Here is a 22,479-nt window from a genome sequence, read left to right as displayed (position 1 = left end):
ATTATCGACCTTTAAAAGGGCTCTATAGGACGATAACTTTGACAAAACTTAAATTTTCGTCCTTTTGAAAGGTTCTAAAGGACATCAAGTAAAGATCCAATTAACAATGCGGTTCCTGATAACATGGATCTGTCCCGTTTGAAGTAGGCAAAAAAACCTTCTAACCGATAAATCGGATTAATTTATCAAATAAGAGATTAGTTTCAAAACAACTTTTTGAAATATTTGATTCTAAAAAACTATTGACATTTAAATCCAAACTTAGTTTAATGTTCATCAGGAATAATAAAAATGTTTAGAAAAATTAAATAAGACATTCTCTTATCAAGAGTAGGCGGAGGGATTTGGCCCGATGAAGCCCAGCAACCGACTGTCACCAGTAAAAACCGGAGCGTTTGAAGAAACGCTGGTATCCACCTGGCAGCACGGTGCTACTTCCAACAGAAAGAGCAATCTTTCTGGCAGATAAGAGGTGCGAAGTCCATTCATGTCTTCAAGCCTCTTTCTGAATGAAAGGGGCTTTTTACTTTGCGTAAAAGCCTTCTTACACAAGGAGGAGTATGAAATGGCAATCTTAAAAGAAAATGGATATTATCCTTTAACAGAAAATAGTGCAGTGGAATTAGCAAGAACATTGGGGTTTTTCACTCAAAATGAAGAGCTGTTTTGTCAAGAAATCGGGGACGGCAACCTGAATTATGTGTTCCGGATTGGTAATCAACTATATGAAAAATCGATCATCATCAAACAGGCGCTTCCGTATGCAAAAGTTGTAGGCGAAAGCATGCCGCTTACACTGAAGAGGGCTCTGATCGAAAGCAGTGCCCTTCAGAAATACCGTGAGTTTACACCAGAATCGGTTCCACACGTGTTATATACAGATGAAGGTCTCGCTGTGACGGTGATGGAAGATCTATCAGACTACAAGATTTTGAGAAAGGGATTGATTGAAGGGGAAACCTACCCGCTTTTGCCAAAACATATTGGTACCTATTTGGCTAAGACCCTCTTTTTCACTTCTGATTTTGGTTTAACCGGAAGGGAAAAGAAAGAACTGGTCGCCCAGTTCATCAATCCGGAACTATGTAAGATTACAGAGGATCTTGTTTTCACAGACCCGTTTCATAACCATGAAAGCAATAACTTTGAGGAAGAGCTAAGAGAGAGAGTTGAAGCTCTGTGGAGTGATTCAATTGTTAGACTGGAAGCCGGTAAGCTGAAGAGAAAATTCTTAACTCAGGCAGATGCCCTTCTTCATGGGGATCTTCATACCGGCAGTATTTTCGTCAAAGATGATGACACGAAAATAATCGATCCGGAGTTCGCTTTCTATGGACCTATCGGATTTGACGTAGGCCAGTTTTTTGCAAACATCCTTTTGAATGCCCTATCAAGGCCGAAAGGAGAACATGCTGGAAGACTTGCCATCATTTTTGACACATGGACTGTTTTTAAGAAAGAATTTACAAGATTGTGGCTCGAGCACAACCTGGAAACCTACTCCACCACAGCCGGATACCTCGAACATATTCTGGCTGAAATCTTTGAAGATTCCATCGGTTTTGCAGGGTGTGAAATCATCCGCCGTACAATCGGCCTTGCTCACGTGGCAGACCTGGACGACATAGAAGATAAGACAATTAGATTAAAAGCAAAGTCAGAGGCCATCGACTTGGGACGAAGGTTGATTCTTCAGAGAAAAATAATTACATGTCCTGAACAACTGGCATTATATTAAGGGGGAAGAGCATGACAACCGAGACAACAACCATCAGGTCTGTGCGGTGGAAAGGTGACCACATCCTGCTGTTAAATCAGCAGAAACTTCCGCATATAACAGAATTCATACAACTTAAGACCATTGAGGACGTTTGGGACAGCATCCATACACTTAAGGTCAGAGGGGCCCCCGCCATTGGCATTACGGCTGCTTTTGGGCTTGCACTTTGGGCTCAATCCTTTCAACAGAGAGATAATTACCTGGGATTTTACTATGAACTGGAAAAAAAGCGGAGTTATTTAGAGAGTTCCCGTCCGACGGCGGTCAACCTGTCATGGGCACTGACAAGGCTCATCAACCGGTTTTCGGAGGCAGCGACGGTGTCAGAAGGACAATTGCTTTTGAAGGAAGAAGCATTAACGATTGCACAGGAAGATGAAGAAGTCTGCAGATCGATTGGGGAATATGCCGCTGAACTATTCAAAGAAGGAGACGCTGTCCTTACCCATTGCAATGCGGGTGGAATTGCGACGGCCAGGTACGGTACAGCACTGGCGCCGTTTTATATTACTAAGGAAAAAGGAATCGATTTGAAAGTGTACGCGACAGAAACAAGACCCGTCCTTCAAGGAGCTCGCTTGACCGTCTGGGAATTAATGCAGGCCGGAATAGACGTCACCCTGATCACGGATAACATGGCCGCCCATACCATTGCCGAAAAAAATATTTCTGCTATCATTGTCGGCGCTGACAGAATCGCGGCAGACGGCGATACAGCCAATAAAATCGGAACAAGGGGATTGGCCATTTTAGCAAAAGCATTCAATATCCCTTTCTATGTAGCATCCCCGTTATCAACGATTGACTTGGCCATTGAAACAGGAGCAGACATACCTATCGAAGAACGTAACCCTGAAGAGGTTTCTCACTTAAATGGTGTGGAGGTCGCACCTAAAGGGGCAAATGTCTATAACCCCGCCTTTGACGTTACGCCAAATGAATACATCACAGCCATCATTACAGAAAAAGGAATAATTAAAGGGAATTATAAAAAACAGCTTGCCACATTAAAATAAGGAACCAAAGAAGTGCCTGGTACAAAACAGACAAAATGTTTCAGGCACTTCTTTGTACGATCTATCGCGGTTTGCCGTATAGTCAAAGAGGCTTGGGGAATTTTCTTAAGGACATTAAATCATTAAAAACTATAGAAAAGTGTCTTGAGGAGGTCCCTCAAGGACATCTAATCACTTAAAACAATAAAAAAGTGCCTTGAGGGGCTCTCTCAAGGACACAAGTCACTAATTAGCAAGAGAAAAGTGCCTTGAGGAGATCCCTCAAGGACATCAGATCATTAAAAACTAGAGAAAAGTGCCTTAAGGAGCTCCCTCAAGGACATCAAACCACTAAAAGCAAGAGAAAAGTGCCTTGAGGAGATCCCTCAAGGACATCAGATCATTAAAAACTAGAGAAAAGTGCCTTAAGGAGCTCCCTCAAGGACATCAAACCACTAAAAACAATAAAAAAGTGTCTAGAGGGGCTCCCTCAAGGACATCAAACCACTAAAAGCCTTCACTGAAATGGAGGCAGGATTGTTTATTCCTGTGCATTACCAAGCGTACCGCCTTGCAGATGATACTGGCCCGGAAGCCCTGCACCGCCAGTTCTCGGAGTGGAAGAGAATCGGTTTGAAAGAAGAAAAGCTCAACGTGCTGGCTATCGGGGAAACCTTGTGGCTTTAACTTAGCCATTCATTAGTGCAACAAGCTTTTGTATCCATTAATCTCAGTCCTCTTCAAAAATAATCGCCACTAAATTTCTTCTTTTGAATATACATGGTTATTAGGATTGACAAAAGGAGGTATGTTTCTATATGGCTGTTTTGAAAGCTCCAGAAGAACATGTGAAACTGCTGGCGAGACTGATGAGAGCCGAAGCAGAAGGGGACGGCCGCCTTGGTATGCTGACAGTAGGAAATACCGGGGTGAACAGAGTCATATCGAACTGTCTGGATTTCAAGGATATCCGCACCTTGAGAGATATGATTTTTCAAAGACCAGGCGGATTTGAAGCGACCGTAAAAGGGTATTTTTATCAAAGAGCGAGAGAAAAAGATATTGCCCTTGCAAGACAAGTCATTAAGGGGTGGAAGTATCATCCGGCATCCTATGCCCTGTGGTTCTACCGGCCGGAAGGCGCTTGTCCGCCAACCTGGTACAATCAGAAAAATGTAGGAAGATACAAAGCCCACTGCTTCTTCGCCCCATCTCAAGAAGACTGCCCGCAGGTATATTATTGACGCCTCATACAAAGCTTGCGAGCCTTTCCGCAAGCTTTTTTATATTAAATAATGAAAAACTCCTGAGTTTTAGAAAACTACCGGTTATGACTGCTGTTGCAGTAGACTGGAGCGGCTCGTTTTTATTCCATACAGCCATAGTTTACGAAAAATCCTATAGGATATGATATAACTAATAATGAATAGACTTTAGGAGGATCATAGATGCTTAACAAAACAATCAAAACGTACATAGAAGAAGAGATGAAGGACAACACGGTTGCCTTGTTTTCAGATGAAAGAAACTATACAGAGGAACACGGGCTTTTGCCTGAGGGGACAGCTGTTGAACCTTTGGATGACTCCGTGCGTTTCCATGACGCACTGATTGAACGAGTGAACAAAGAGACAGAAGAACTGGTCAATACAGAAGAGACTCCAGAATTTTTACAGACTCCCGTCAATTTTGTGAAACAGAATGTAAATGAATTTTTGTATATCGACAGTAAATGGTTTGATATTATCAGGATCGAGGGCTTGACGTTGGAAGTGGATGATGTGTTCGGTCATTATAGTGCTTTAACTGGATTAAAGCAGCAAAAGAAATACGCAGGTGAACTGAAAGCCATCCTGGCGGAAAAACTTCACGGCGAAGATAAAGTTCAATTGATGTGGAACGACAAAGATGGCTTATTTGATGTTAATCTTTCGATCGACAAACTGGATGGTTTTAATGAAAATGAATCACTTGGTAACAACCTTCAGTTAATTTACCACCTTTTCTTTTCTACTATTAAAGAGTTGGAAGAAAACAAATAATAGCAAAGCGGTCCCGGGAATCAGGGACCGCTTATTTTATTTAAAGATTATGTTATTTTATCCAGCGAAAGGTAAGGGACAATATTTTCTTCATGAACTCTTCGAAGGTGAACTCTGGACCTTTTGTCTGATTGAACCAGACGCGTACGGTTTCCACAAGCCAGGAAGGTACAGGTTTTCCATCTATATACCGGTAGTATTGTTCATACCCTTTTTTCAGGTATTCCCAGCGTTTATCATTTCCTGGCTGGACATATTCCGAGACATCTATGATTTTTGCCTTCCCATTATGAAGAAGGATATTTTTCAAGTGCATATCCCGGGGATTCAACCCCTGCCTTCGAATGTGACTTCTGGCCTCTTCCACTTCCTCTATCACAGTGGGGGGGATGGAGATCCCCTGAAGTAAACAATCATAAAGGTTCGTGCCCTCTTCAAAACTTAATACAAGAAAGTTTTCACCGCTGCCGATTTTCCGGGAAAAGTAAGGTGAGGTTCCGAGGCGGTCATATACATATTCTTCGACTGCTTTTTTATCACGTTTTTCATTTGCATATACTTTAAATGCCAAATGGGGAAGCATCATGGATCGGAATACAGCCGCGTCCGTCCCGGTACCAACCAGAAGTAGACCATCTGCATCTCCGTCAATGGAGACCGGTTCATTATTGGGGTTGGATTTAACCACGAGCTTATTAAGATCAGGTATAACGGCCTGCCATTCAGCCAGCATCATCTTCACTCCTCACATGTTCTTATTTCTTATAGTATAGTAAAAGAAAACAAATGAAATGAGGAAAATGATGTTCATTCCAAAAGATTTTAAAGTCGAAGATACTAAAAAGCTTCTCGGATTCATCGAAGAAAACAGTTTTGGCATCTTATTCTCTCAAGATGAAAAGGGACCGCAGGCGACACATCTGCCTTTTATCCTAACCCAAAATGACAAGCCGGAACTCATCGGCCATCTGGCAAAGGCAAATCCGCAATGGAAAGCACTGCATGGAAAGAAAGTTTTGGTGGTTTTCTCAGGCCCACACTCTTATATTTCTGCTTCCTGGTATAAAGATAATAGGAATGTGCCGACTTGGAATTATGTCGCGGTACATGTTCAAGGAATTATAGAAATAATACAAGAAGAAACTGAATTGTTATCCATACTCCAAAAATCAGTGGACTTCTATGAAAAAGATTTTGAAAATCCATGGACACTGAAAAATGAACCGGAAACCGTCAGCCGCCTCCTCAATGGCATCATCGGCTTCCGAATAAAAATTGAAGGACTTGAAGGAAAATGGAAGCTGAACCAGAACAAAAGCAAAGAAAATAAAGAGGAAGTCATCAAGAATCTCAAAAATCTCGATATTTATGATTCTAATGAAATTGCAGAGTTGATGGAGGAAGATATGTAAGAGTAGAAATGAACTGCACACAGGCTATTGTGGAACACCTTTGCAAAGTAAAGATGCCTCTTAAGTAAGCAACTATTAAAAATTCAGGAGAGCCGGATAGAATTCTTTCAGTATCTTGATGAAGAAGAGGCTGCATTGTGTAAAATTTCAGGGAATATAAAGAGGAGGAACAAATTGATTACTATTTCTAAAGCACAGTTGAATGACTTGGAAGAGATAGTCCAGATAGATTGCGAGGTTATCGGAAGCCGTTCGAGAAGACCCTTTATCAAGGCTCTTTTCTGTGAAAATAATTATTGGGTTTAAACTTCACCCTAACTGTTTATCCTTATATTAATCAAATTTTTACAATAGGAAAGCAGAGCTACCTTAATTTAAGGTTTCTCGTATAACTTTTTTATTGTTTGTCTATACTGCTAATTTACTGGTGTCTCGTGGTAGGGTTCCTTGTTTAAAAGCATGTGATAGACAATTGTAAGCATTCGGTGTGCTATCGCAACGAGTGCTTTTTTCTTTCCTCTTCTGGCAGCCAATGACCAATATTTAACGGATAATCTTTTGTTTCGACTTCGTGAAGCAGCCCACGCAGCTTCACATAAAGCAGATATTATGTGGGGATTTCCATTCATCGTCCGTGTGCTTTTTCGTTTCCCTGCACTTTCATGATTACCAGGTGACAAGCCTGCCCAGGAGGCAAGATGTTTAGAGGTTGGAAATTGAATCATATCCACACCTATTTCAGCTAAGATAGTCGCAGCTGTGTCTTTCTTAATACCTGGCATTGTAATAAGAAGATCTACTTCTTCTTGATACTTTACTAAAACGTCATCTATTCTTTTCTCAATGTCAGATATTAATTCTTCAAGGTATACAATGTGCATCCAGGATTGCTTAATTAGAAAAATCTGGTGGTCATTTAATGTTCCAAATAATGAATCTGTGATTAATTGCTTTTTATGTGCCATCTTACCGTGAATTCTCTGCTCAACTTCCTCTTGGTCTATATAACCTGCGTCCATCAATTGTTCTAAGAGTTTTCTTCCTGAAACTCCAAATACATCTGAAATAACGGTTCCCAGTTTGATGTTTGAAGTCTCGAGTACCTTCTGAATTCTATTCTTTTCAGATGTCATATGACCGATCCATTTCTTTCTGAGACGTGTTAAATCTCGAAGATTTCGAAAGTCTTCAGAAGGAACAAAGCTTTTCTCAATCAAGCCATGTCTTAATAATTTGGCAATCCATTCTGCATCGGAGACGTCTGTTTTTCTACCTGGAACGTTTTTAATTCTTTGTGCATTGGCCAATGTAATATCAAAGAAATCTTCTAAAATATTGTAAACAGGTTTCCAATAAACTCCGGTACTTTCCATTGCAATATGGGTAACCTGCTTTTCTTCTAGCCACTTTAATAAACGAAATAAATCTTTTGTTAAAGTAGGGAAGGTTTCAATCTCCTTTTCCATGTCAGTTTCGGATTCACCCAACAATACACAAGCTACAATTGTTTCTGCATGAACATCTAGACCCGCACACCGTTTGTATAATAGTTCCATTTCACTCTTCCTTTATCATATAATCCACAAACAGTGGAACGAATTTGAAATTGAACATTTTTCTGTTCGTAGTCATCTCGTGAGAGAGCTAACAATGGGTTGTGCACCAAATTCATTCCAACAGTTTTCTAAACAGGGTCAAACCACCATTAAGAGCCACGTTATATACTCACTGTTTGTAGTATCTACATTATGGAAAAGAGAACCTATTTTCATTCCTGGGTTGAGAGCGAGAGATCATGAGATGTTTTCTAAAACTTTGTTGCTATTCACTCTGAAATTCAAGAGAAGTAGCCATATTTCACAGGAATTATCCTGGTAAACAAGAAAGAAAAGAGCAATTCACTCTGTTCAGTTAGATAAGCCCTTGTACCCGAGGGAAAAATCCGGCCCTTTGGATTTTTCCGATAGCAACAATCTTTACGAACACAGCGTTTATCAAAGAGGCAATAATGGCAGGACATTGCCTAGTTGCGAGGGAGGATGAAGCGGGAGGATTCCTCATTTTTAACACTCACTTTTTTGAATGTGCATTTATTTCACTTGTCATTGTCTCACCATCAAAGAGAAGAAGAGGGGTTGCAAGCCGCCTGATAGAATCATTGATAGAAATGTCACCTACTTCAAAAGTTTTCTCATCAACCAATCGCTCCAACCATACCATGCAGCATGTCTTTGATGCTTGTGGATTTAAACCGAGCGGCATTGTAGAGAACCTCGATGAAGGAGATCCGGAATTGATTTATTTTAAATCTGCAGAGCCTATGATTAAAGATGAGGAATTTTAAATATTACTTGGAAGATCAGAGGAACCTCTGGTCTTTTTTCTATGTGTCATAGAAACTACCGATTACTTTATAAACCTATATATCTAAAAATCATTGAACGTTTTTGAAAGAAAATGAATTTTTGTGATTGAAAAATGTAAAGGCTTACTTTATAATGAAGGTAATTCAAATTGAATTGGAGGATGAACATGCTTACTCCAGAACGGCAGCAAATCATTCTTTCTCTTTTGGAAGAGAAGGGTGTCGTTAAGCTGCAGGAACTGATTGAAAAAACAGATGCATCAGAATCGACGATTAGACGCGATCTGATTCAACTGGAAGATGAAAAGAAATTGAAAAGGGTTCATGGCGGAGCAGCATTATTGCAAGGCAAACGGAATGAGCCGAGTATGACAGAAAAAACATTCAAAAACCTTCAAGATAAACTATCAATTGCAAAGACAGCTGCTTCCTTCATCAAGGATGGGGACTCTATTTATCTGGATGCTGGAACGACTACACAACAGATGCTTCCCTTTTTGAAACAGCAGAAATTAACTGTAGTGACCAACGGAATCAACCTTGTCGAGCCATTACTCGAACAAGGCATCACCACTTACTTGCTCGGCGGAATGGTCAAAGGTCCGACCCGCGCAATGATCGGGCGGGCAGCTCTTGAAACGCTGAAGACGTATCGATTTGACAGATGTTTCATTGGTACAAACGGCGTCGATCTTGATTATGGCTACACAACCCCAGACCCGGAGGAGGCCATGATCAAGCAAGCGGCTATGAATCTATCACAGGAAGTGTACGTCCTGGCCGACCACTCCAAAATTGGAGAAGTTTCATTCAGTAAGATTGCTGATTTAGAACAAGGCATCCTGATTACCAACAAAGAAAGTGAAACGATTCACCAATTTCAGCAGCATACTTCAATAAAGGTTGTGACAACATGATTTACACACTTACCCTGAATCCTTCCATTGATTATTTTGTAACAGTCGAGGAACTGGCACTGGGGGAAACGAATCGAATGGAGCAAGAAACAAAAGCTCCAGGGGGAAAAGGAATCAACGTTTCAAGGGTATTAACATCTTTGGGGGTCCAAAACAAAGCACTAGGATTTATTGGCGGCTTCACCGGCCAATACATTGTGGATGAATTAAAAAAAGAAAATATCGATACCGACTTCATCACGGTAGACGGTGATACCCGCATCAATATCAAACTTCGCGGTGAACAAGAAACTGAAATCAACGGCAATGGTCCTGACATTTCAACGGAAGCACTTTCCCAGTTGACAGAACAGCTCAATGTTCTTGAAGAAGGTGATATTGTAGTTCTGGCCGGCAGTCTTCCACCTTCTATGCCAGCCAATTTTTATGAACAGATTGTGAAACAAGTGGAAAATAAAGGTGTCAAAGTTGTCGTCGATACAACGAAAGAAAAACTGCTAAACATCCTGAAATACAAGCCATTTTTAATCAAACCGAATCATCATGAACTCGGAGAACTGTTCGATGTATCCATTCAAACCAAAGAGGATGCGATTCCTTTTGGAAACAAGCTGGCGGCAATGGGAGCACAGCATGTCATCGTTTCAATGGGAGGAAGCGGCACTTTATACTTTACCGGACAAGGTGCATACTTTGCCCAGGTACCGCCGGGCGAACTTGTCAATTCAGTTGGAGCGGGAGATTCGGTCGTCGCCGGATTCATCTCTGCATACGAACAGACAGGAGATGCTTTAGAAAGCTTTAAATATGGCGCGGCAGCCGGAAGTGCGACAGCATATTCTGCAGGCTTCTGTACAAAAGAAACAATTGAAAAACTTTTAAATGAAATAGAGGCAACACCCATATCAGGGAGGGAATAACCGATGAGGATAACAGAACTTTTACAAAAAAACACCATGATCCTTCATTTAACATCCAGCTCCAAAGAGGATGTCATTGATGAGCTGGTCAATAAATTAGATGAGGCAGGCAAGCTGAATGATCGCGAAGGATACAAAAAAGCGATTCTAGCGAGAGAAGGACAAAGCACCACCGGAATCGGCGAGGGCATTGCAATCCCGCACGCCAAAACAGCGTCCGTCAAAACTCCTGCAATTGCATTCGGCCGCTCTGCAGAAGGGATTGATTATGAAGCACTGGATGGGCAGAACAGCCATTTGTTCTTCATGATCGCAGCTTCTGAAGGAGCAAACAACGCCCACTTAGAAACACTTTCGCGTCTATCATCTCTATTGATGGATGAGGCTTTCAGAAAGAAATTACTAACAGCAGCAGATGAAGAAGAAGTTCTTCGTTTAATCGATGACAAAGAGAAAGAAGTTTTAGCTGAAGAAGAACCACAAGTAACAGAAGCGCCAAGCACTGCCGGAAACATAGGCAAGGTTCTGGCTGTAACTGCTTGTCCGACAGGGATTGCTCACACGTACATGGCCGCAGACTCCTTGAAAGCAAAAGCAAAAGAAAGAAATATCGACTTCAAGGTTGAGACAAATGGTTCCAGCGGCGCGAAGAACCAATTAACCAAAGAAGAAATCGAGAATGCTGCAGCCATCATCGTTGCAGCCGATACGAAAGTTGAAATGGAACGCTTCAAAGGGAAAAAAGTCATCCAGGTTCCTGTAGCAGAAGGGATCCGAAACCCTGATAAACTCCTGGACCGTGCAGTCAGCGGTGATGCTCCTGTTTACAAGGGCAGCGGTAAAGCAGTTGAAGAGTCCGGCGAAACGAAAGAAAAACGCAGCGGTTTCTATAAACATTTGATGAACGGCGTGTCCAACATGCTTCCATTCGTGGTCGGCGGCGGTATCTTAATTGCGATCTCCTTCATGTTTGGAATTGAGGCATTTGATCCTGAGCACGAGAGTTACCATCCAATCGCTGAAGCTCTTATGACAATCGGCGGAGGTTCCGGGGCGTTCGGTCTGATGATCCCTGTTCTTGCCGCATTTATTGCCATGAGTATTGCTGACAGACCTGGTTTTGCGGCAGGTATGGTCGGCGGGTTCCTTGCAGCATCAGGCGGAGGCGGATTCCTTGGCGGTTTGATTGCCGGGTTCCTTGCAGGTTATGTAGTACTGCTTTTAAAGAGGCTTTTTACAAATCTTCCAAACTGGCTTGAAGGCTTAAAGCCGGTATTGCTTTACCCTATCTTTGGAATTTTGATCACAGGGTTAATCATGTTATTTGTTGTCAATGAGCCGGTAGCTTTCATCAATAATCAATTGCAAGAATGGCTGGGCGGAATGGGCACAACGAACTTAGTGCTTCTTGGCCTTCTTCTAGGCGGAATGATGGCCGTCGATCTTGGCGGACCGATCAACAAGGCAGCCTTCACTTTTGGTATCGCCATGATCGATGCCGGCAACTTCGGACCTCACGCAGCCATCATGGCAGGCGGAATGGCTCCGCCGCTTGGATTGGCCTTGGCGACTACATTCTTTAAAAATAAGTTTACAGCACAAGAACGAAAAGCTGGTTTCACATGCTACTTTATGGGTGCCTCATTCATCACAGAGGGTGCAATCCCATTTGCAGCAGCAGATCCAGGACGTGTCCTCCCATCTGCCATTGTCGGTTCAGCGGTAGCCGGCGGACTATCCATGGCATTCGGAATCGGACTTCCTGCACCTCACGGCGGAATCTTCGTCATTCCGGTTGTTGGAGGAAATCCTTTGATGTACATCCTTGCCATCCTGATTGGATCACTCGTGACAGCGATCATGGTAGGATTATTGAAAAAACCTGTACAACAGTAAGTATAGAAAGAAGGCTGGGAATTTTTCCAGCTTTCTTTTTTTTATGTTGTGCTAGTTTAGCAAAGTTGAAGTTTATTAATAAGGCTCTTTTCGTAAATAGCCTGATAAACAAGTAAGAAAAGAGTTAATTCACCTTTTCAGAGAAAAAAGCCCTTGTCTCCAAGGGAAAAATCCGGCTCTTTGGATTTTTCCGAGAGCAACAATATATACGAAAACAGCGAATAATAATAATGGATAGAAGTGAGAGGAGGGCAGGGGATGTCCAGTTCCGCCAAAAAGCACTCCTGAAAGGTACTCACGCAGAGCAAAAACCAGCTAATCAGGCTGCTTTTCAGTGAATGAGCATACGTATTAAGGCCTAAATAGAACGTTACCAATATTGCCGTTTTTTTAAGGTTCTCATCGTTTTATCCCAAAACATGGAAAGCATGAACCCAATCGGGAGGAGACCACCCGTTAATACAGTATTCCACCAATGATGGAGATAAATATCCATATGCAAAAAAGTCAGTTCGACTCCAGCCAATATAGCTGTCACAAGCAGGATCCATATCCAATGCATTTGAAAGGCAGCAAGCAAGACAGCGGCAGAAGGGACTGCGATTCCTTGTGAAGTAAAAGAGCCGAGAACATTATCGAACCATTTTTGTTCGAAAACACCAGGCATGTACCCGTAGGCATTAAAACAGATAAGGATGATGAAATCCAAAATAAAACTGAGCCCTGAAATGAAAAGATAGACAGAGAGCACCCGTTTAAATTCATGCCTCTTCAAAAAGAATGTTGTGAATAAAATAATAAGACCGCTGAGAGAAAGAAGTAAATACCAAGTAAAGTTAGGAAGAGTATTCATTTTGACACCTACTTAGATATTGCCTGTTAAATATCATCATAGGTATAATTTGCTTTCTGCTATTCAGGATTATTCATTAGATCCTTTATTCTAACCAAAAAAGACCTCTCCGAATACTTATGGGAGAAGTCTTCTTGTTAACTTTCTGTTAGTAAGGCTGTAGTCGTATAGATTGTTGCTATCGGAAAAATCCACAGGGCCGAATTTTTCCCTCGGGTACAAAAGCTTATATAACTAAATAAGGTGATTAGCTCCTAATTTCTGTGAATTATGAACTTCCTAGTAATTAGCAACAAAGTTTTGAAAAACAGCCTTTAGTAAAAACCGCCATACCCATATCCAGGGCGGCCGTAACCATAACCGAATCCAGGTCTACCGTATCCAAATCCCGGACGGCCGTAACCATAGCCAAAACCAGGCCTGCCGTAACCAAATTTAGGACGGCCAAAACCATAGCCATATCCAAACCCCGGGCGCCCGTAACCATAGCCGTAACCACCGTAACCAGCTGCCGCACCTAAAAGTAGTAAAGGAATGATTCTTTCATCTTGTTCTTTCACAGGATAACCTTCTCTATACATAAGCTTCCTCCTTAAATAACATTCCCTTTATCGTATGGAAGTGGAGGGATATCGGTTTGCACTCCTAGTGAAAAGGGGCTTGCCACGAAGTGCTTTAGTCCTTTAAACCACTAAGAGGGACAGTCCCTCTTAGTGGTTTAAAGGACTAAAGCATACAATCAGTTTCCCATTTATGGGACTTGTTTTTTCCATTCATTCGGAAAAGATAAGAAAAAAAGAGTGGGAGTGATACCATGCCGGAACTTCCTGAGATGGAGAACTATAAGAATCTTTTGTCGGAGCGTATTCAAAACAAACTGATTACTGATGTAGAGGTCGGCAGGGAAAAGTCGATAAATGTTTCTGTAGATGAATTTACACAACTTGTTAAAAACCGCACATTAAAAAAAGTGACAAGACGAGCAAAGCACTTGCTGTTTCATCTCGATAATGATGTAGTATTATTATTACACTTGATGCTCGGCGGCTGGATGTTTTTCGGCAGTGAGCAAGACAAGCCTGACAGAACCATTCAAATACGTATTTCTTTTGAAAATCAGCATTTATATTTTATTGGCCTGAGACTTGGGTATTTACATCTATATAAAGGATTCGAAGAGGCAGCGATAGAATTGGAAGATCTCGGGCCTGAACCTTTAAGCCCTCCATTCTCGGTTGAACAATTTTTGGATTTGGCTGCGAAACGCAGGGGCAGTTTAAAAACAACATTGGTGAATCAACAATTTCTTTCTGGTATCGGTAATTGCTATTCTGACGAAATCTGCTTTCATGCAGGACTGCTGCCCCAGCGGAAATTCAATGAAGTTTCCGAACACGAAATCCGCCAGCTTTTCCAGTCCATGCAATTCATATTAAAGGATGCTGCAAACAGCGGGGGATATATGGAACAACCTTTATTTACCGGTGACACTCTCACTGGCGGCTACAATACCAAGTGCAGGGTTTATGACCGGGAGGGTGAGCCGTGCAGCCGATGTGGAAGTCCCATCATTAAAGACGAAATCTCATCAAAGAAAACATTCTATTGCGCTAATTGTCAAAAGTAAACTTCTCTAAAGCAGTCAAGAAAAGGTGATCAATATTGGAAAAAATACACGCATTGCATGACGAGGCAATACAAGACACAAAACGAAAAATTAAAGAGGATATCTTCCGCTATTTGGAAACAAAGGAGACGCTTCCTTCTTTTAACGATTATCTCAATGAAAGAATTCATTATATAGAGCAGCTATGGGTGAATGTCTGGCTGAATAAAGTCACCAATTTTATCAGCAGAAGTGAAAAGAAATCCTTCCTGCGCGACCGCGATTACGAAGTCGAAGGAGTCGATAAGAAGGTCATCAATCAGGTCTTCAGAAATGAAATGAGAGATTATCAGCCCTTTAATGTCATTCCATGGCTGCAGGACCTTGCCGATACCAAAGCGGATCAATGGGAAGAACGATATCAGCAAGCAAGAGAAGGGTATTTGCTGCGACTGGAGCAGGATAAGCTCGAGGCTGCACAAAAAAGCGTCAGGTTGGACATCACCAAAGAGCTTGAGAGTACTTACCAATCTGTCAAACAGGATTGGTATCTTCCCGTTCGATATGCAGTTGCACAAAAGCTGGCAAGTGATTTTAAAGAAAAAGTAAGATACCGTCATGTCGATACTTTTATGCTGGAAGAACAGCTGGAAGAACTCGGCCCATTTGATCCTGATGACTTTGGAACCCTGTCAGAATTTTTTCATGAGCTGAATGGCTTGATACACCGGACCATGCATCGGGGAAGGAGTTATTGGGAATACGAGACTTACTTTTACGTGTACGAAGAGTTTGTCTCAAACTATGTAATGAAAACTTTCCCTAAATTACTCCTAACCCGGGTTAGTGATGAATACCAGACCAATTACCGCAATGCTTTTGGTGATGAACTGCCGTATGATGAGCTGAGAAAGTGGCTTCATCATGAATTACTTGATGGAGCCCACCTCTACATGGATTACCTGCAGGAAGAATATGTGGATGACCTGCTGCATCTTTCGGAACTTCCATATGAAGAGGAAGCGCATAAGACCAGGTATAAAGAAGATGTTGCCAGGAGGGAAGAAAGAAAAGCAGCAGAACTGGCAGAACTCGAACGCAAGAGACAAGAAGAAGAACGGATGATGAACGATATTTTCGGCAGGGAATACAGTGTCTCCCTCGGTGGAAATACCCGATACATCCTTCATATCGGAGAAACTAATACCGGCAAGACGCATCATGCATTAGAAAGCATGAAAAGAGCCGGAAGCGGGATCTACCTTGCACCTTTGCGTCTCCTTGCCCTGGAAGTGTATGACCGCCTGAACAACGAAGGGGTTCCATGCAACCTGAAAACGGGAGAAGAAGAGAAGACGGTAATAGGTGCCAGACATGTAGCATGTACCGTAGAAATGTTTTATGAAAAAGAAGAATTCGATGTAGTAGTCATCGATGAAGCACAGATGATGGCAGATAAAGACCGTGGATTCTCTTGGTACAAAGCGATTACAAAGGCGCGTGCCAAAGAAGTGCACATCATTGGAAGCCGTAACGTCAAGCCGATGCTTCTTGGACTTCTGGAAGATTGTCATGTAGAGATTCATGAGTACAGCCGGGACATCCCGCTGGAGGTGGAACAGCGAGAATTTTCTCTGAAACATGCCAAAAGAGGAGACGCACTCGTCTGCTTTTCAAGGAGGCGGGTGCTTGAAACAGCCTCCAAGCTGCAAAACAACGGGCATTCCGTCAGCATGATTTATGGAAGCATGCCGCCTGAAACCCGCAAGAAACAAATGCAGAGATTTATCAAAGGGGAAACAAGGGTCATCGTTGCAACCGACGCAATCGGCATGGGGCTTAACCTCCCGATCCGCCGAATTGTGTTTTTGGAAAATGACAAATTTGACGGGACCCGCAGAAGAATCCTGACGTCTCAGGAGGTAAAACAAATTGCGGGCCGAGCCGGAAGGAAAGGGATTTATGATGTCGGAAAGGTTGCTTTCACAAAAGACATAAAAAGGATGTCAAAACTGCTTGACCAAGAGGACGAACCGGTTCAATCCTTTGCTATTGCCCCGACAAACTCGGTTTTCGAACGTTTTCAAAAATATTATCATGACCTCGGCCGCTTTTTTGAGCTATGGGAAAAATTCGAAAGCCCATTCGGTACTCAAAAAGCATCCTTATATGAAGAAAGAGAACTCTATGAACTGGTAAGAGGGACGGAGATAGAAGCACGGCTGTCTATGATGGACTTATATGGTTTCCTTCACCTGCCGTTCTCCAAAAAGGAACCAGAACTGACCTCACAATGGCTGGAAACAATGGACGCGATCATCAGCGGCCACGAACTCCCTGAGCCCAGGTTAAAGAGGAAAAGCTTGGAGCAGCAGGAGGTTGCTTATAAAGCTGTGGGCCTTCATCTGTTATTCCTATATCGCCTTGACAGGGGGACAGAGGCGATCTACTGGGAACGCCTCCGCGAAGATATTGCTGACGGTGTCCATGAAAGTCTGGATACAGAAGTTTCCACTATGACGCTGAAATGTAAAAATTGCGGTAAGAGACTTCCCGCGGGCTTCAAATTCCCTATCTGTGACAGCTGCCACTACTCCCGCGTAAGAAAGCGGGGAAGAGGGAACAGAGGTTGATTTATTTCTAAACATTTTAAAAGCCGCTTCCATGGAGAAGCGGCTTTCTTCTGTATATAAGTGTAAGAATTTTTCCGTGTTATTCTTCGAGCAAGTGCATTGACAACATATTCACCTACAGGTTGTTGAGAGCATGCACCCGAGCTAGCACTATGACTATATATTCACTTTCATTCTACGAAGAGCATGCCCCTGGGACATACACCCACTATCTACCAAAACAGTCTACTCAAAATCCGCCATACCAACAAGCACATAATAAAAAACCGTACCCTCGAAAGGCACGGTTCAAATTAGTCACGATAAAAATTTTCAGTATAATATGGCTGCGACTCCTGGTTGAAGGCCACGCCGACACCCAGGAATTCATATTCCACTTTCAGGATATTTCTCCTGTGTCCCTCGGAATTCATCAGGCCTTCATGAGCGTAAATGGAACTGAATTGTCCGTAGGCCAGATTCTCCCCGGCAACCGTAAACGTGATGTTATCTTCCTGCATCCGGTCGAATGGGGACTGTCCATCCAAGTTTGTATGATTGAAGTAATCGTTATCTGCCATATCCAGACTGTGTTTACGCGCCGTGCCTCTTACATGCTCATCCCACGTCAACACTGATAGGCCATGATTGACACGGGCGGCATTGGTCAGGTCAAAGAGCTGATACTCAAAACCCTCTTTCAGTTCTTCATTTGCGTCGGAATAGATGTCTTTCTTGCCATGTTCAAGTTCTTCGTCAATGATCTGCAGGGCGGTTACCGTATCATTTTCATGTTTGTCATAAAAAACAGTGATATAGCTGTTATTTCGTTCATACATCTCATATTCGCCATCATTTTGTAATTGGTAATAGACCAGCCCTTTTCTTATCTTGGAAATAGGCTCACCGAGCACAGAGTGGATCTCATCCTTGGTACTGTTCAAACCGATACCAGAGTCCGAAGCAATGAGATCTTGATTGGTATAAAGGGCACTAACCTGATTATTTTCATCAAATGAAACCATCAAGAAGTTCCGATAATTCTGATGGTATGCGTGCCACTCTATGCTGTATTCGTTAATTGAAGACCGGACAGGGGTTCCTAAGGCTTGTTCAACCAGCTCTTTGGTATCACCAATTTCAATATTATGAATTGAAAACACCTGATCTTCTGGCTTTGAGAGTTCAGGCTTGGTGACTTCCACAGCTTCCGCATCTTTTTGAGGTTCCACTTCTTCCTTAACCTCTTGGAGTGAACCTTCCAAGCCATAAATGATTGCACTTATTCGATCATTGATATTTGCCAAGGCATCCTGCACTTCCGGTTTCTCCTTAAAAGATTCAAGCTTGGCAATGGAGTCATCAATAAGGGAAGGGTCTATGTGTTCCTCCCAATAAGGCTTTGTATTATAGGCAACCAGTATGATCAAACCGACCAGTAGTAAACGTCTCATAGTTCACGCTCCAATCTTACTTACCATTCTACCCGATTTCTCCGTTCCCAAAAACTCTGAAACACGCCGATACAGGGCTTTTTTTACTGGAATATTATGCTAACAGAATGCTTACTGCGAAGAAATACCGTTTTATTCTTTGAATGACAGGGTATCATAAAAAATATCAATGAGTAGAGACGAAGTCTGCACAATTTTTACATAGGGGGACCGATAACATGAAAATGTCTCATGAAGAAAGAATTCAACTTCACGAATTCAATAACCTGACAAAATCTTTAAGTTTTAACATGTATGATATTTGTTTCACAAAAACGAGAGAAGAGCGCGAAGCCTATATTGAATATATCGATGAACAATATAATGCGGACCGGCTTACCAAAATCCTATCGAATGTGTCGGACATTATAGGGGCACATGTTTTAAATATAGCCAAACAGGACTATGTACCTCAAGGAGCTTCCGTCACCATCCTTGTATCGGAAGGTCCGATCGTAGAAGTTCCAAATGAACACTTTGATGAGTCACCGGGACCGCTTCCTTCAGCAGTTACCATGCAGCTGGATAAGAGCCATATCACTGTCCATACGTATCCGGAATATCATCCCCATGAAGGCATCAGTACGTTCAGGGCCGACATAGATGTTTCCACCTGCGGGGAAATCTCCCCCTTGAAGGCTTTGAATTATCTCATTCATTCATTTGAGACGGATGTCATGACGATGGATTACAGAGTCAGGGGCTTTACGAGGGATATCAGCGGCCGCAAACTTTTCATCGATCATGATATCAATTCGATTCAGAACTATATACCAGAAGAAATTAAGGAAGACTATGACATGATCGATGTGAATGTCTATCCCCAGAATATCTTTCATACGAAGTGTAAGCTGAAAGAATTCGACCTGAATAATTATCTGTTCGGCTATACCAAGGATAAATTGAAAGAGGCTGAAGTTAAGGAAATTACGGACAAGCTGAAACTGGAAATGGACGAAATTTTTTATGGTAAAAATATGCCCGGAAGTGCGATTGAATAAATTCACTGTATAGCCCCTGAACGTAGGGGCTTATTTTATATCGAAAAAGCCCCCTTCATAAGAAGAGGGCTTTACCTTACTGCTTCTGTCCTTCAGCCAATGATTGCTCAGCCAGGGCTACGAGTCGTTTTGTCATTTCTCCGCCTACTGAACCATTGGCACGTGCGGTGGTATCTGCTCCAAGTGTTACTCCAAACTCATTGGCGATTTCCTCTTTCATCTGGTTCAGGACTTTTTCTGACCCAGGAACCACAAGTTTGTTTCTTGCCATGGTCAAATCACTCCCGATGAAGGATTGAGCAAAATCTTGCTCAATGTGTAGTTTCTCCTTGTGAAACGGACTCATTCCCTCCAATAATTTCAAACTGAATATCCAAAAATGAAGGGATTTCTTTCTTAACAGCAGAATAAATAGGAGAGGTTAGTAAGACAAAGGAGGATACATAATGAATTCACATGAAATTGAATTTCAACTATATGGAGACGACATGCAGTTCGTGGAAGTGGAACTCGATCCAAGCGAAAGTGTCATCGCTGAAGCCGGCGCCATGATGATGATGGAAGACGGCATTGAGATGGAAACCATTTTCGGAGACGGCTCCTCAGGTGGTAAATCCGGTTTTCTCGGGAAACTGGTTGGCGCCGGAAAACGTGTGTTGACTGGCGAAAGCTTATTTATGACGGTTTTTACCAACCAGGGCATGGGCAAGAAGCATGTTTCCTTTGCCGCCCCTTATCCAGGGAAAATCATTTCAGTTGACCTGAGTGAGCTGGGCGGAAAAGTTATCTGTCAGAAAGATTCCTTCCTGTGTGCAGCAAAAGGGGTTTCCGTCGGAATAGATTTTCAGAGAAAACTTGGGACAGGTTTTTTTGGCGGGGAAGGATTCATTATGCAAAAACTTGAAGGAGATGGACTTGCTTTTCTTCACGCTGGAGGAACGATCCATAGAAAGGATCTTAAGCCGGGAGAAAAACTCCGGGTTGATACCGGTTGTCTGGTAGCCATGACCAAGGAAGTAGACTATAACATCGAATATGTCGGAAAAATCAAATCAGCCTTTTTCGGCGGTGAAGGAATGTTCTTTGCAACTGTACAAGGACCGGGAACAGTATGGGTTCAGTCGCTGCCATTCAGCCGTCTTGCTGATCGGGTTTTTGCCAGTGCACCTCAGGGCGGAGGTCAATCCAGGGGTGAAAGAAGTCTTTTGGGTGGACTCGGCGACTTCCTTAATGGTGACGATTGATTGACTCTTTGAAAAACGGCACTCAGCCGTTTTTTGTTTGTAAAAATGAGGCATTTTTGTTAACTGCCATCCAATGATTTGTTAAAATAGTAAAAAATCACCACAAGGGGGATGTGCTGATTATCTTGGTTCATATCGATTGGGACCGACTGAAAGAAAAGGGGTTATTAAGAATCATTTTCTACACAGCGGCTTTAATTATAGCTTTGGCAGGTCTGTTTGTGCTCATTTCACTTATTACCCTTGTTCTCCTGGAAAGATTCGACGACCGATACCGAGAATCTCATCCGGAGGAATTCGGCCAGATTTTTCACTTTGAAAATGATGCTACATAAACAAGAAAGGAGGTCCTTCATTGTACTTCAAAAAGTTGTATGTATTTAGAAACAATACCCCAGTGGAGGCTATAATCAGAACCTATAATACTGCAGATTTTCCCGGTTTAATCAAAGTCCAGCAGGAGAGCTTTCCGCCGCCGTTTCCTTCTGATTTATGGTGGAATGAAGAGCAGCTGACAAATCATATCACTCTTTTTCCTGAGGGAGCTTTATGTATTGAAGTGGAGGGGGAGATCGCCGGTTCAATCACTGGTATGATTACTTCTTTTGACCCTTCAAACATCCAGCACACATGGTCGGAAGTGACAGATGACGGCTTTATCAGAACACATGAACCATCAGGTAACGCTTTATACATTGTAGACATTGGCGTTTCGCCAAAGTACAGGGGACTTGGTTTGGGAAAAGCCCTTATGCAATCAATGTATGAAGTGGTCATCCAGCTTAAGTTGGAACGGTTGTTGGGTGGAGGAAGAATGCCAGGCTACGGAAAAGCCGCCGGTCAAATGACAGCCTCCCAGTATCTTGACACCGTAGTTAAAGGGGATATTTACGACAAAGTCATTACCTTCCTACTTCGCTGCGGCCGATTACCCGTCGGTGTCATCCCCGATTATTTAGAAGATGAAGAATCGCTGAATAACGCAGCTCTAATGGAATGGAGAAACCCTTTCTTCAGTAAATAAAGCGCTCATGAAGAGGACGAACTCAAAAAGATCCCGTCCTCATCTTTTTTGCTAAGCTCTTGACTTGCACAGTATGACTGATCGATGGAGAGGGTATACGATCTCCTTCAAGATATGCAGAAAACGGTGACTGAAGTAAAAGGTGAAGAAACAGTAACGTATAAGCAGTGGTTTGATTATACTTTAACCACTTCAACATTTCTTTGACCAAATTTTGATAGAGAGGAGTTCACCCAGATGAAAATAAAAAGTATAGGTATGTGTCTTGTCTTGCCGTTTTAACGTTTGCAGTGATAAAGGCGATGGAGGAATCAGCCAT

Annotated in this window: 22 protein-coding genes, 1 pseudogene and 1 riboswitch; of the genes and pseudogenes, 17 read left to right on the top strand and 6 right to left on the bottom strand. The window is 42.4% G+C overall.

Annotated elements, in window-relative coordinates; genetic code table 11:
- Positions 1-318 precede the first annotated feature (318 nt).
- Positions 319-472: riboswitch (SAM riboswitch) on the top strand.
- A gap of 93 nt (positions 473-565) precedes the next feature.
- The 5 genes and pseudogenes from mtnK (at position 566) to V1502_RS09655 (ending at position 4,817) form a co-directional block, all read left to right on the top strand.
- Positions 566-1,738, top strand: coding sequence for an S-methyl-5-thioribose kinase (mtnK, locus tag V1502_RS09675; RefSeq protein WP_409254144.1), 1,173 nt, complete (start codon positions 566-568; stop codon positions 1,736-1,738).
- Positions 1,739-1,749: 11 nt separating this feature from the next.
- A complete protein-coding gene (mtnA, locus tag V1502_RS09670) occupies positions 1,750-2,796 on the top strand; it encodes an S-methyl-5-thioribose-1-phosphate isomerase (protein WP_409254143.1) in 1,047 nt (348 codons plus the stop codon).
- Positions 2,797-3,282: 486 nt separating this feature from the next.
- A pseudogene (locus V1502_RS09665) lies at positions 3,283-3,462 on the top strand (MBL fold metallo-hydrolase); the annotation flags it as partial.
- Positions 3,463-3,593: 131 nt separating this feature from the next.
- Positions 3,594-4,019, top strand: a complete 426-nt coding sequence (locus V1502_RS09660) for a cell wall hydrolase (RefSeq protein ID WP_409254142.1) — start codon at positions 3,594-3,596, stop codon at positions 4,017-4,019.
- A 204-nt stretch (positions 4,020-4,223) separates the two neighbouring features.
- Positions 4,224-4,817 (top strand): hypothetical protein, encoded by a 594-nt coding sequence (locus V1502_RS09655; RefSeq protein ID WP_409254141.1) that lies wholly within the window; start codon positions 4,224-4,226, stop codon positions 4,815-4,817.
- 52 nt (positions 4,818-4,869) lie between these two features.
- Here the strand turns inward: V1502_RS09655 and V1502_RS09650 are convergent, their stop codons facing one another.
- Positions 4,870-5,550 carry a serine/threonine protein kinase gene (locus tag V1502_RS09650; protein WP_409254140.1) on the bottom strand — a complete coding sequence of 227 codons (681 nt, stop codon included), beginning with the start codon at positions 5,548-5,550 and terminating at the stop codon, positions 4,870-4,872.
- A 70-nt stretch (positions 5,551-5,620) separates the two neighbouring features.
- Between V1502_RS09650 and V1502_RS09645 the strand changes: the two genes are divergently transcribed.
- Both V1502_RS09645 and V1502_RS09640 read left to right on the top strand, forming a co-directional pair.
- On the top strand, positions 5,621-6,229 hold the full coding sequence (locus V1502_RS09645; protein WP_409254139.1) for an FMN-binding negative transcriptional regulator: 609 nt from the start codon (positions 5,621-5,623) through the stop codon (positions 6,227-6,229).
- Between the two features lie 174 nt (positions 6,230-6,403).
- A complete protein-coding gene (locus V1502_RS09640; protein ID WP_409254138.1) occupies positions 6,404-6,535 on the top strand; it encodes a hypothetical protein in 132 nt (43 codons plus the stop codon).
- 110 nt (positions 6,536-6,645) lie between these two features.
- Here the strand turns inward: V1502_RS09640 and V1502_RS09635 are convergent, their stop codons facing one another.
- Complete coding sequence (locus V1502_RS09635) at positions 6,646-7,785, bottom strand: IS110 family transposase (protein WP_409254137.1); 1,140 nt, start codon at positions 7,783-7,785, stop codon at positions 6,646-6,648.
- A gap of 452 nt (positions 7,786-8,237) precedes the next feature.
- Here V1502_RS09635 and V1502_RS09630 point away from each other — a divergent pair, with 452 nt between their 5' ends.
- The 4 genes from V1502_RS09630 to V1502_RS09615 all read left to right on the top strand — a co-directional run bounded on the left by V1502_RS09630 (position 8,238) and on the right by V1502_RS09615 (position 12,327).
- Entirely contained in the window at positions 8,238-8,573 is a 336-nt protein-coding gene (locus V1502_RS09630) for a GNAT family N-acetyltransferase (protein WP_409254136.1), read from the top strand.
- Between the two features lie 188 nt (positions 8,574-8,761).
- Positions 8,762-9,511: a DeoR/GlpR family DNA-binding transcription regulator gene (locus V1502_RS09625; RefSeq protein ID WP_409254135.1), complete on the top strand. Its 750-nt coding sequence runs from the start codon at positions 8,762-8,764 to the stop codon at positions 9,509-9,511.
- Positions 9,508-10,431 carry a 1-phosphofructokinase gene (gene pfkB / locus V1502_RS09620; protein WP_409254134.1) on the top strand — a complete coding sequence of 308 codons (924 nt, stop codon included), beginning with the start codon at positions 9,508-9,510 and terminating at the stop codon, positions 10,429-10,431. Before V1502_RS09625 ends, pfkB begins: the two co-directional genes overlap by 4 nt.
- Positions 10,432-10,434: 3 nt before the next feature.
- On the top strand, positions 10,435-12,327 hold the full coding sequence (locus tag V1502_RS09615) for a fructose-specific PTS transporter subunit EIIC (protein ID WP_409254133.1): 1,893 nt from the start codon (positions 10,435-10,437) through the stop codon (positions 12,325-12,327).
- 370 nt (positions 12,328-12,697) lie between these two features.
- Here the strand turns inward: V1502_RS09615 and V1502_RS09610 are convergent, their stop codons facing one another.
- Together V1502_RS09610 and V1502_RS09605 are read right to left on the bottom strand one after the other, a co-directional pair.
- Positions 12,698-13,180 (bottom strand): hypothetical protein, encoded by a 483-nt coding sequence (locus V1502_RS09610; protein WP_409254132.1) that lies wholly within the window; start codon positions 13,178-13,180, stop codon positions 12,698-12,700.
- Between the two features lie 314 nt (positions 13,181-13,494).
- Positions 13,495-13,761: a hypothetical protein gene (locus V1502_RS09605; RefSeq protein ID WP_409254131.1), complete on the bottom strand. Its 267-nt coding sequence runs from the start codon at positions 13,759-13,761 to the stop codon at positions 13,495-13,497.
- Between the two features lie 233 nt (positions 13,762-13,994).
- Here V1502_RS09605 and V1502_RS09600 point away from each other — a divergent pair, with 233 nt between their 5' ends.
- Together V1502_RS09600 and V1502_RS09595 are read left to right on the top strand one after the other, a co-directional pair.
- Positions 13,995-14,807, top strand: coding sequence for an Fpg/Nei family DNA glycosylase (locus V1502_RS09600; protein WP_409254130.1), 813 nt, complete (start codon positions 13,995-13,997; stop codon positions 14,805-14,807).
- 35 nt (positions 14,808-14,842) lie between these two features.
- Entirely contained in the window at positions 14,843-17,419 is a 2,577-nt protein-coding gene (locus V1502_RS09595) for a DEAD/DEAH box helicase (RefSeq protein WP_409254129.1), read from the top strand.
- Positions 17,420-17,712: 293 nt separating this feature from the next.
- Here V1502_RS09595 and V1502_RS09590 read toward each other — a convergent pair whose 3' ends face one another.
- The gene (locus V1502_RS09590; protein WP_409254128.1) at positions 17,713-18,852 is read right to left on the bottom strand and encodes a CAP-associated domain-containing protein; all 1,140 of its coding nucleotides are present in this window, start codon (positions 18,850-18,852) and stop codon (positions 17,713-17,715) included.
- A gap of 218 nt (positions 18,853-19,070) precedes the next feature.
- Between V1502_RS09590 and speD the strand changes: the two genes are divergently transcribed.
- Positions 19,071-19,892, top strand: a complete 822-nt coding sequence (gene speD, locus V1502_RS09585; protein WP_409254127.1) for an adenosylmethionine decarboxylase — start codon at positions 19,071-19,073, stop codon at positions 19,890-19,892.
- Between the two features lie 76 nt (positions 19,893-19,968).
- Here the strand turns inward: speD and V1502_RS09580 are convergent, their stop codons facing one another.
- Positions 19,969-20,163 (bottom strand): small, acid-soluble spore protein, alpha/beta type, encoded by a 195-nt coding sequence (locus V1502_RS09580; RefSeq protein ID WP_409254126.1) that lies wholly within the window; start codon positions 20,161-20,163, stop codon positions 19,969-19,971.
- A gap of 175 nt (positions 20,164-20,338) precedes the next feature.
- On the opposite strand from V1502_RS09580, the gene V1502_RS09575 reads away from it, so the two are divergent.
- From V1502_RS09575 to V1502_RS09565, 3 genes are all read left to right on the top strand, one after another.
- Positions 20,339-21,136: a TIGR00266 family protein gene (locus V1502_RS09575; protein ID WP_409254125.1), complete on the top strand. Its 798-nt coding sequence runs from the start codon at positions 20,339-20,341 to the stop codon at positions 21,134-21,136.
- Between the two features lie 113 nt (positions 21,137-21,249).
- On the top strand, positions 21,250-21,471 hold the full coding sequence (locus tag V1502_RS09570) for a hypothetical protein (RefSeq protein ID WP_409254124.1): 222 nt from the start codon (positions 21,250-21,252) through the stop codon (positions 21,469-21,471).
- 20 nt (positions 21,472-21,491) lie between these two features.
- A complete protein-coding gene (locus V1502_RS09565) occupies positions 21,492-22,160 on the top strand; it encodes a GNAT family N-acetyltransferase (protein WP_409254123.1) in 669 nt (222 codons plus the stop codon).
- The last annotated feature ends 319 nt before the right edge of the window (positions 22,161-22,479 follow it).

Source organism: Rossellomorea sedimentorum (assembly GCF_046237645.1).
GTDB lineage: Bacteria > Bacillota > Bacilli > Bacillales > Bacillaceae_B > Rossellomorea > Rossellomorea sedimentorum.
The sequence above is the reverse complement of the archived record's forward strand: the minus strand, read 5'-3'. Positions and strand labels throughout refer to the sequence as shown.

Coding starts and splice junctions, on each gene's coding strand:
- mtnK (WP_409254144.1), top strand. CDS start 566: ATGGCAATCTTAAAAGAAAATGGATATTATCCTTTAACAGAAAATAGT.
- mtnA (WP_409254143.1), top strand. CDS start 1,750: ATGACAACCGAGACAACAACCATCAGGTCTGTGCGGTGGAAAGGTGAC.
- V1502_RS09660 (WP_409254142.1), top strand. CDS start 3,594: ATGGCTGTTTTGAAAGCTCCAGAAGAACATGTGAAACTGCTGGCGAGA.
- V1502_RS09655 (WP_409254141.1), top strand. CDS start 4,224: ATGCTTAACAAAACAATCAAAACGTACATAGAAGAAGAGATGAAGGAC.
- V1502_RS09650 (WP_409254140.1), bottom strand. CDS start 5,550: ATGCTGGCTGAATGGCAGGCCGTTATACCTGATCTTAATAAGCTCGTG.
- V1502_RS09645 (WP_409254139.1), top strand. CDS start 5,621: ATGTTCATTCCAAAAGATTTTAAAGTCGAAGATACTAAAAAGCTTCTC.
- V1502_RS09635 (WP_409254137.1), bottom strand. CDS start 7,785: ATGGAACTATTATACAAACGGTGTGCGGGTCTAGATGTTCATGCAGAA.
- V1502_RS09630 (WP_409254136.1), top strand. CDS start 8,238: ATGGCAGGACATTGCCTAGTTGCGAGGGAGGATGAAGCGGGAGGATTC.
- V1502_RS09625 (WP_409254135.1), top strand. CDS start 8,762: ATGCTTACTCCAGAACGGCAGCAAATCATTCTTTCTCTTTTGGAAGAG.
- pfkB (WP_409254134.1), top strand. CDS start 9,508: ATGATTTACACACTTACCCTGAATCCTTCCATTGATTATTTTGTAACA.
- V1502_RS09615 (WP_409254133.1), top strand. CDS start 10,435: ATGAGGATAACAGAACTTTTACAAAAAAACACCATGATCCTTCATTTA.
- V1502_RS09610 (WP_409254132.1), bottom strand. CDS start 13,180: ATGAATACTCTTCCTAACTTTACTTGGTATTTACTTCTTTCTCTCAGC.
- V1502_RS09605 (WP_409254131.1), bottom strand. CDS start 13,761: ATGTATAGAGAAGGTTATCCTGTGAAAGAACAAGATGAAAGAATCATT.
- V1502_RS09600 (WP_409254130.1), top strand. CDS start 13,995: ATGCCGGAACTTCCTGAGATGGAGAACTATAAGAATCTTTTGTCGGAG.
- V1502_RS09590 (WP_409254128.1), bottom strand. CDS start 18,852: ATGAGACGTTTACTACTGGTCGGTTTGATCATACTGGTTGCCTATAAT.
- speD (WP_409254127.1), top strand. CDS start 19,071: ATGAAAATGTCTCATGAAGAAAGAATTCAACTTCACGAATTCAATAAC.
- V1502_RS09580 (WP_409254126.1), bottom strand. CDS start 20,163: ATGGCAAGAAACAAACTTGTGGTTCCTGGGTCAGAAAAAGTCCTGAAC.
- V1502_RS09575 (WP_409254125.1), top strand. CDS start 20,339: ATGAATTCACATGAAATTGAATTTCAACTATATGGAGACGACATGCAG.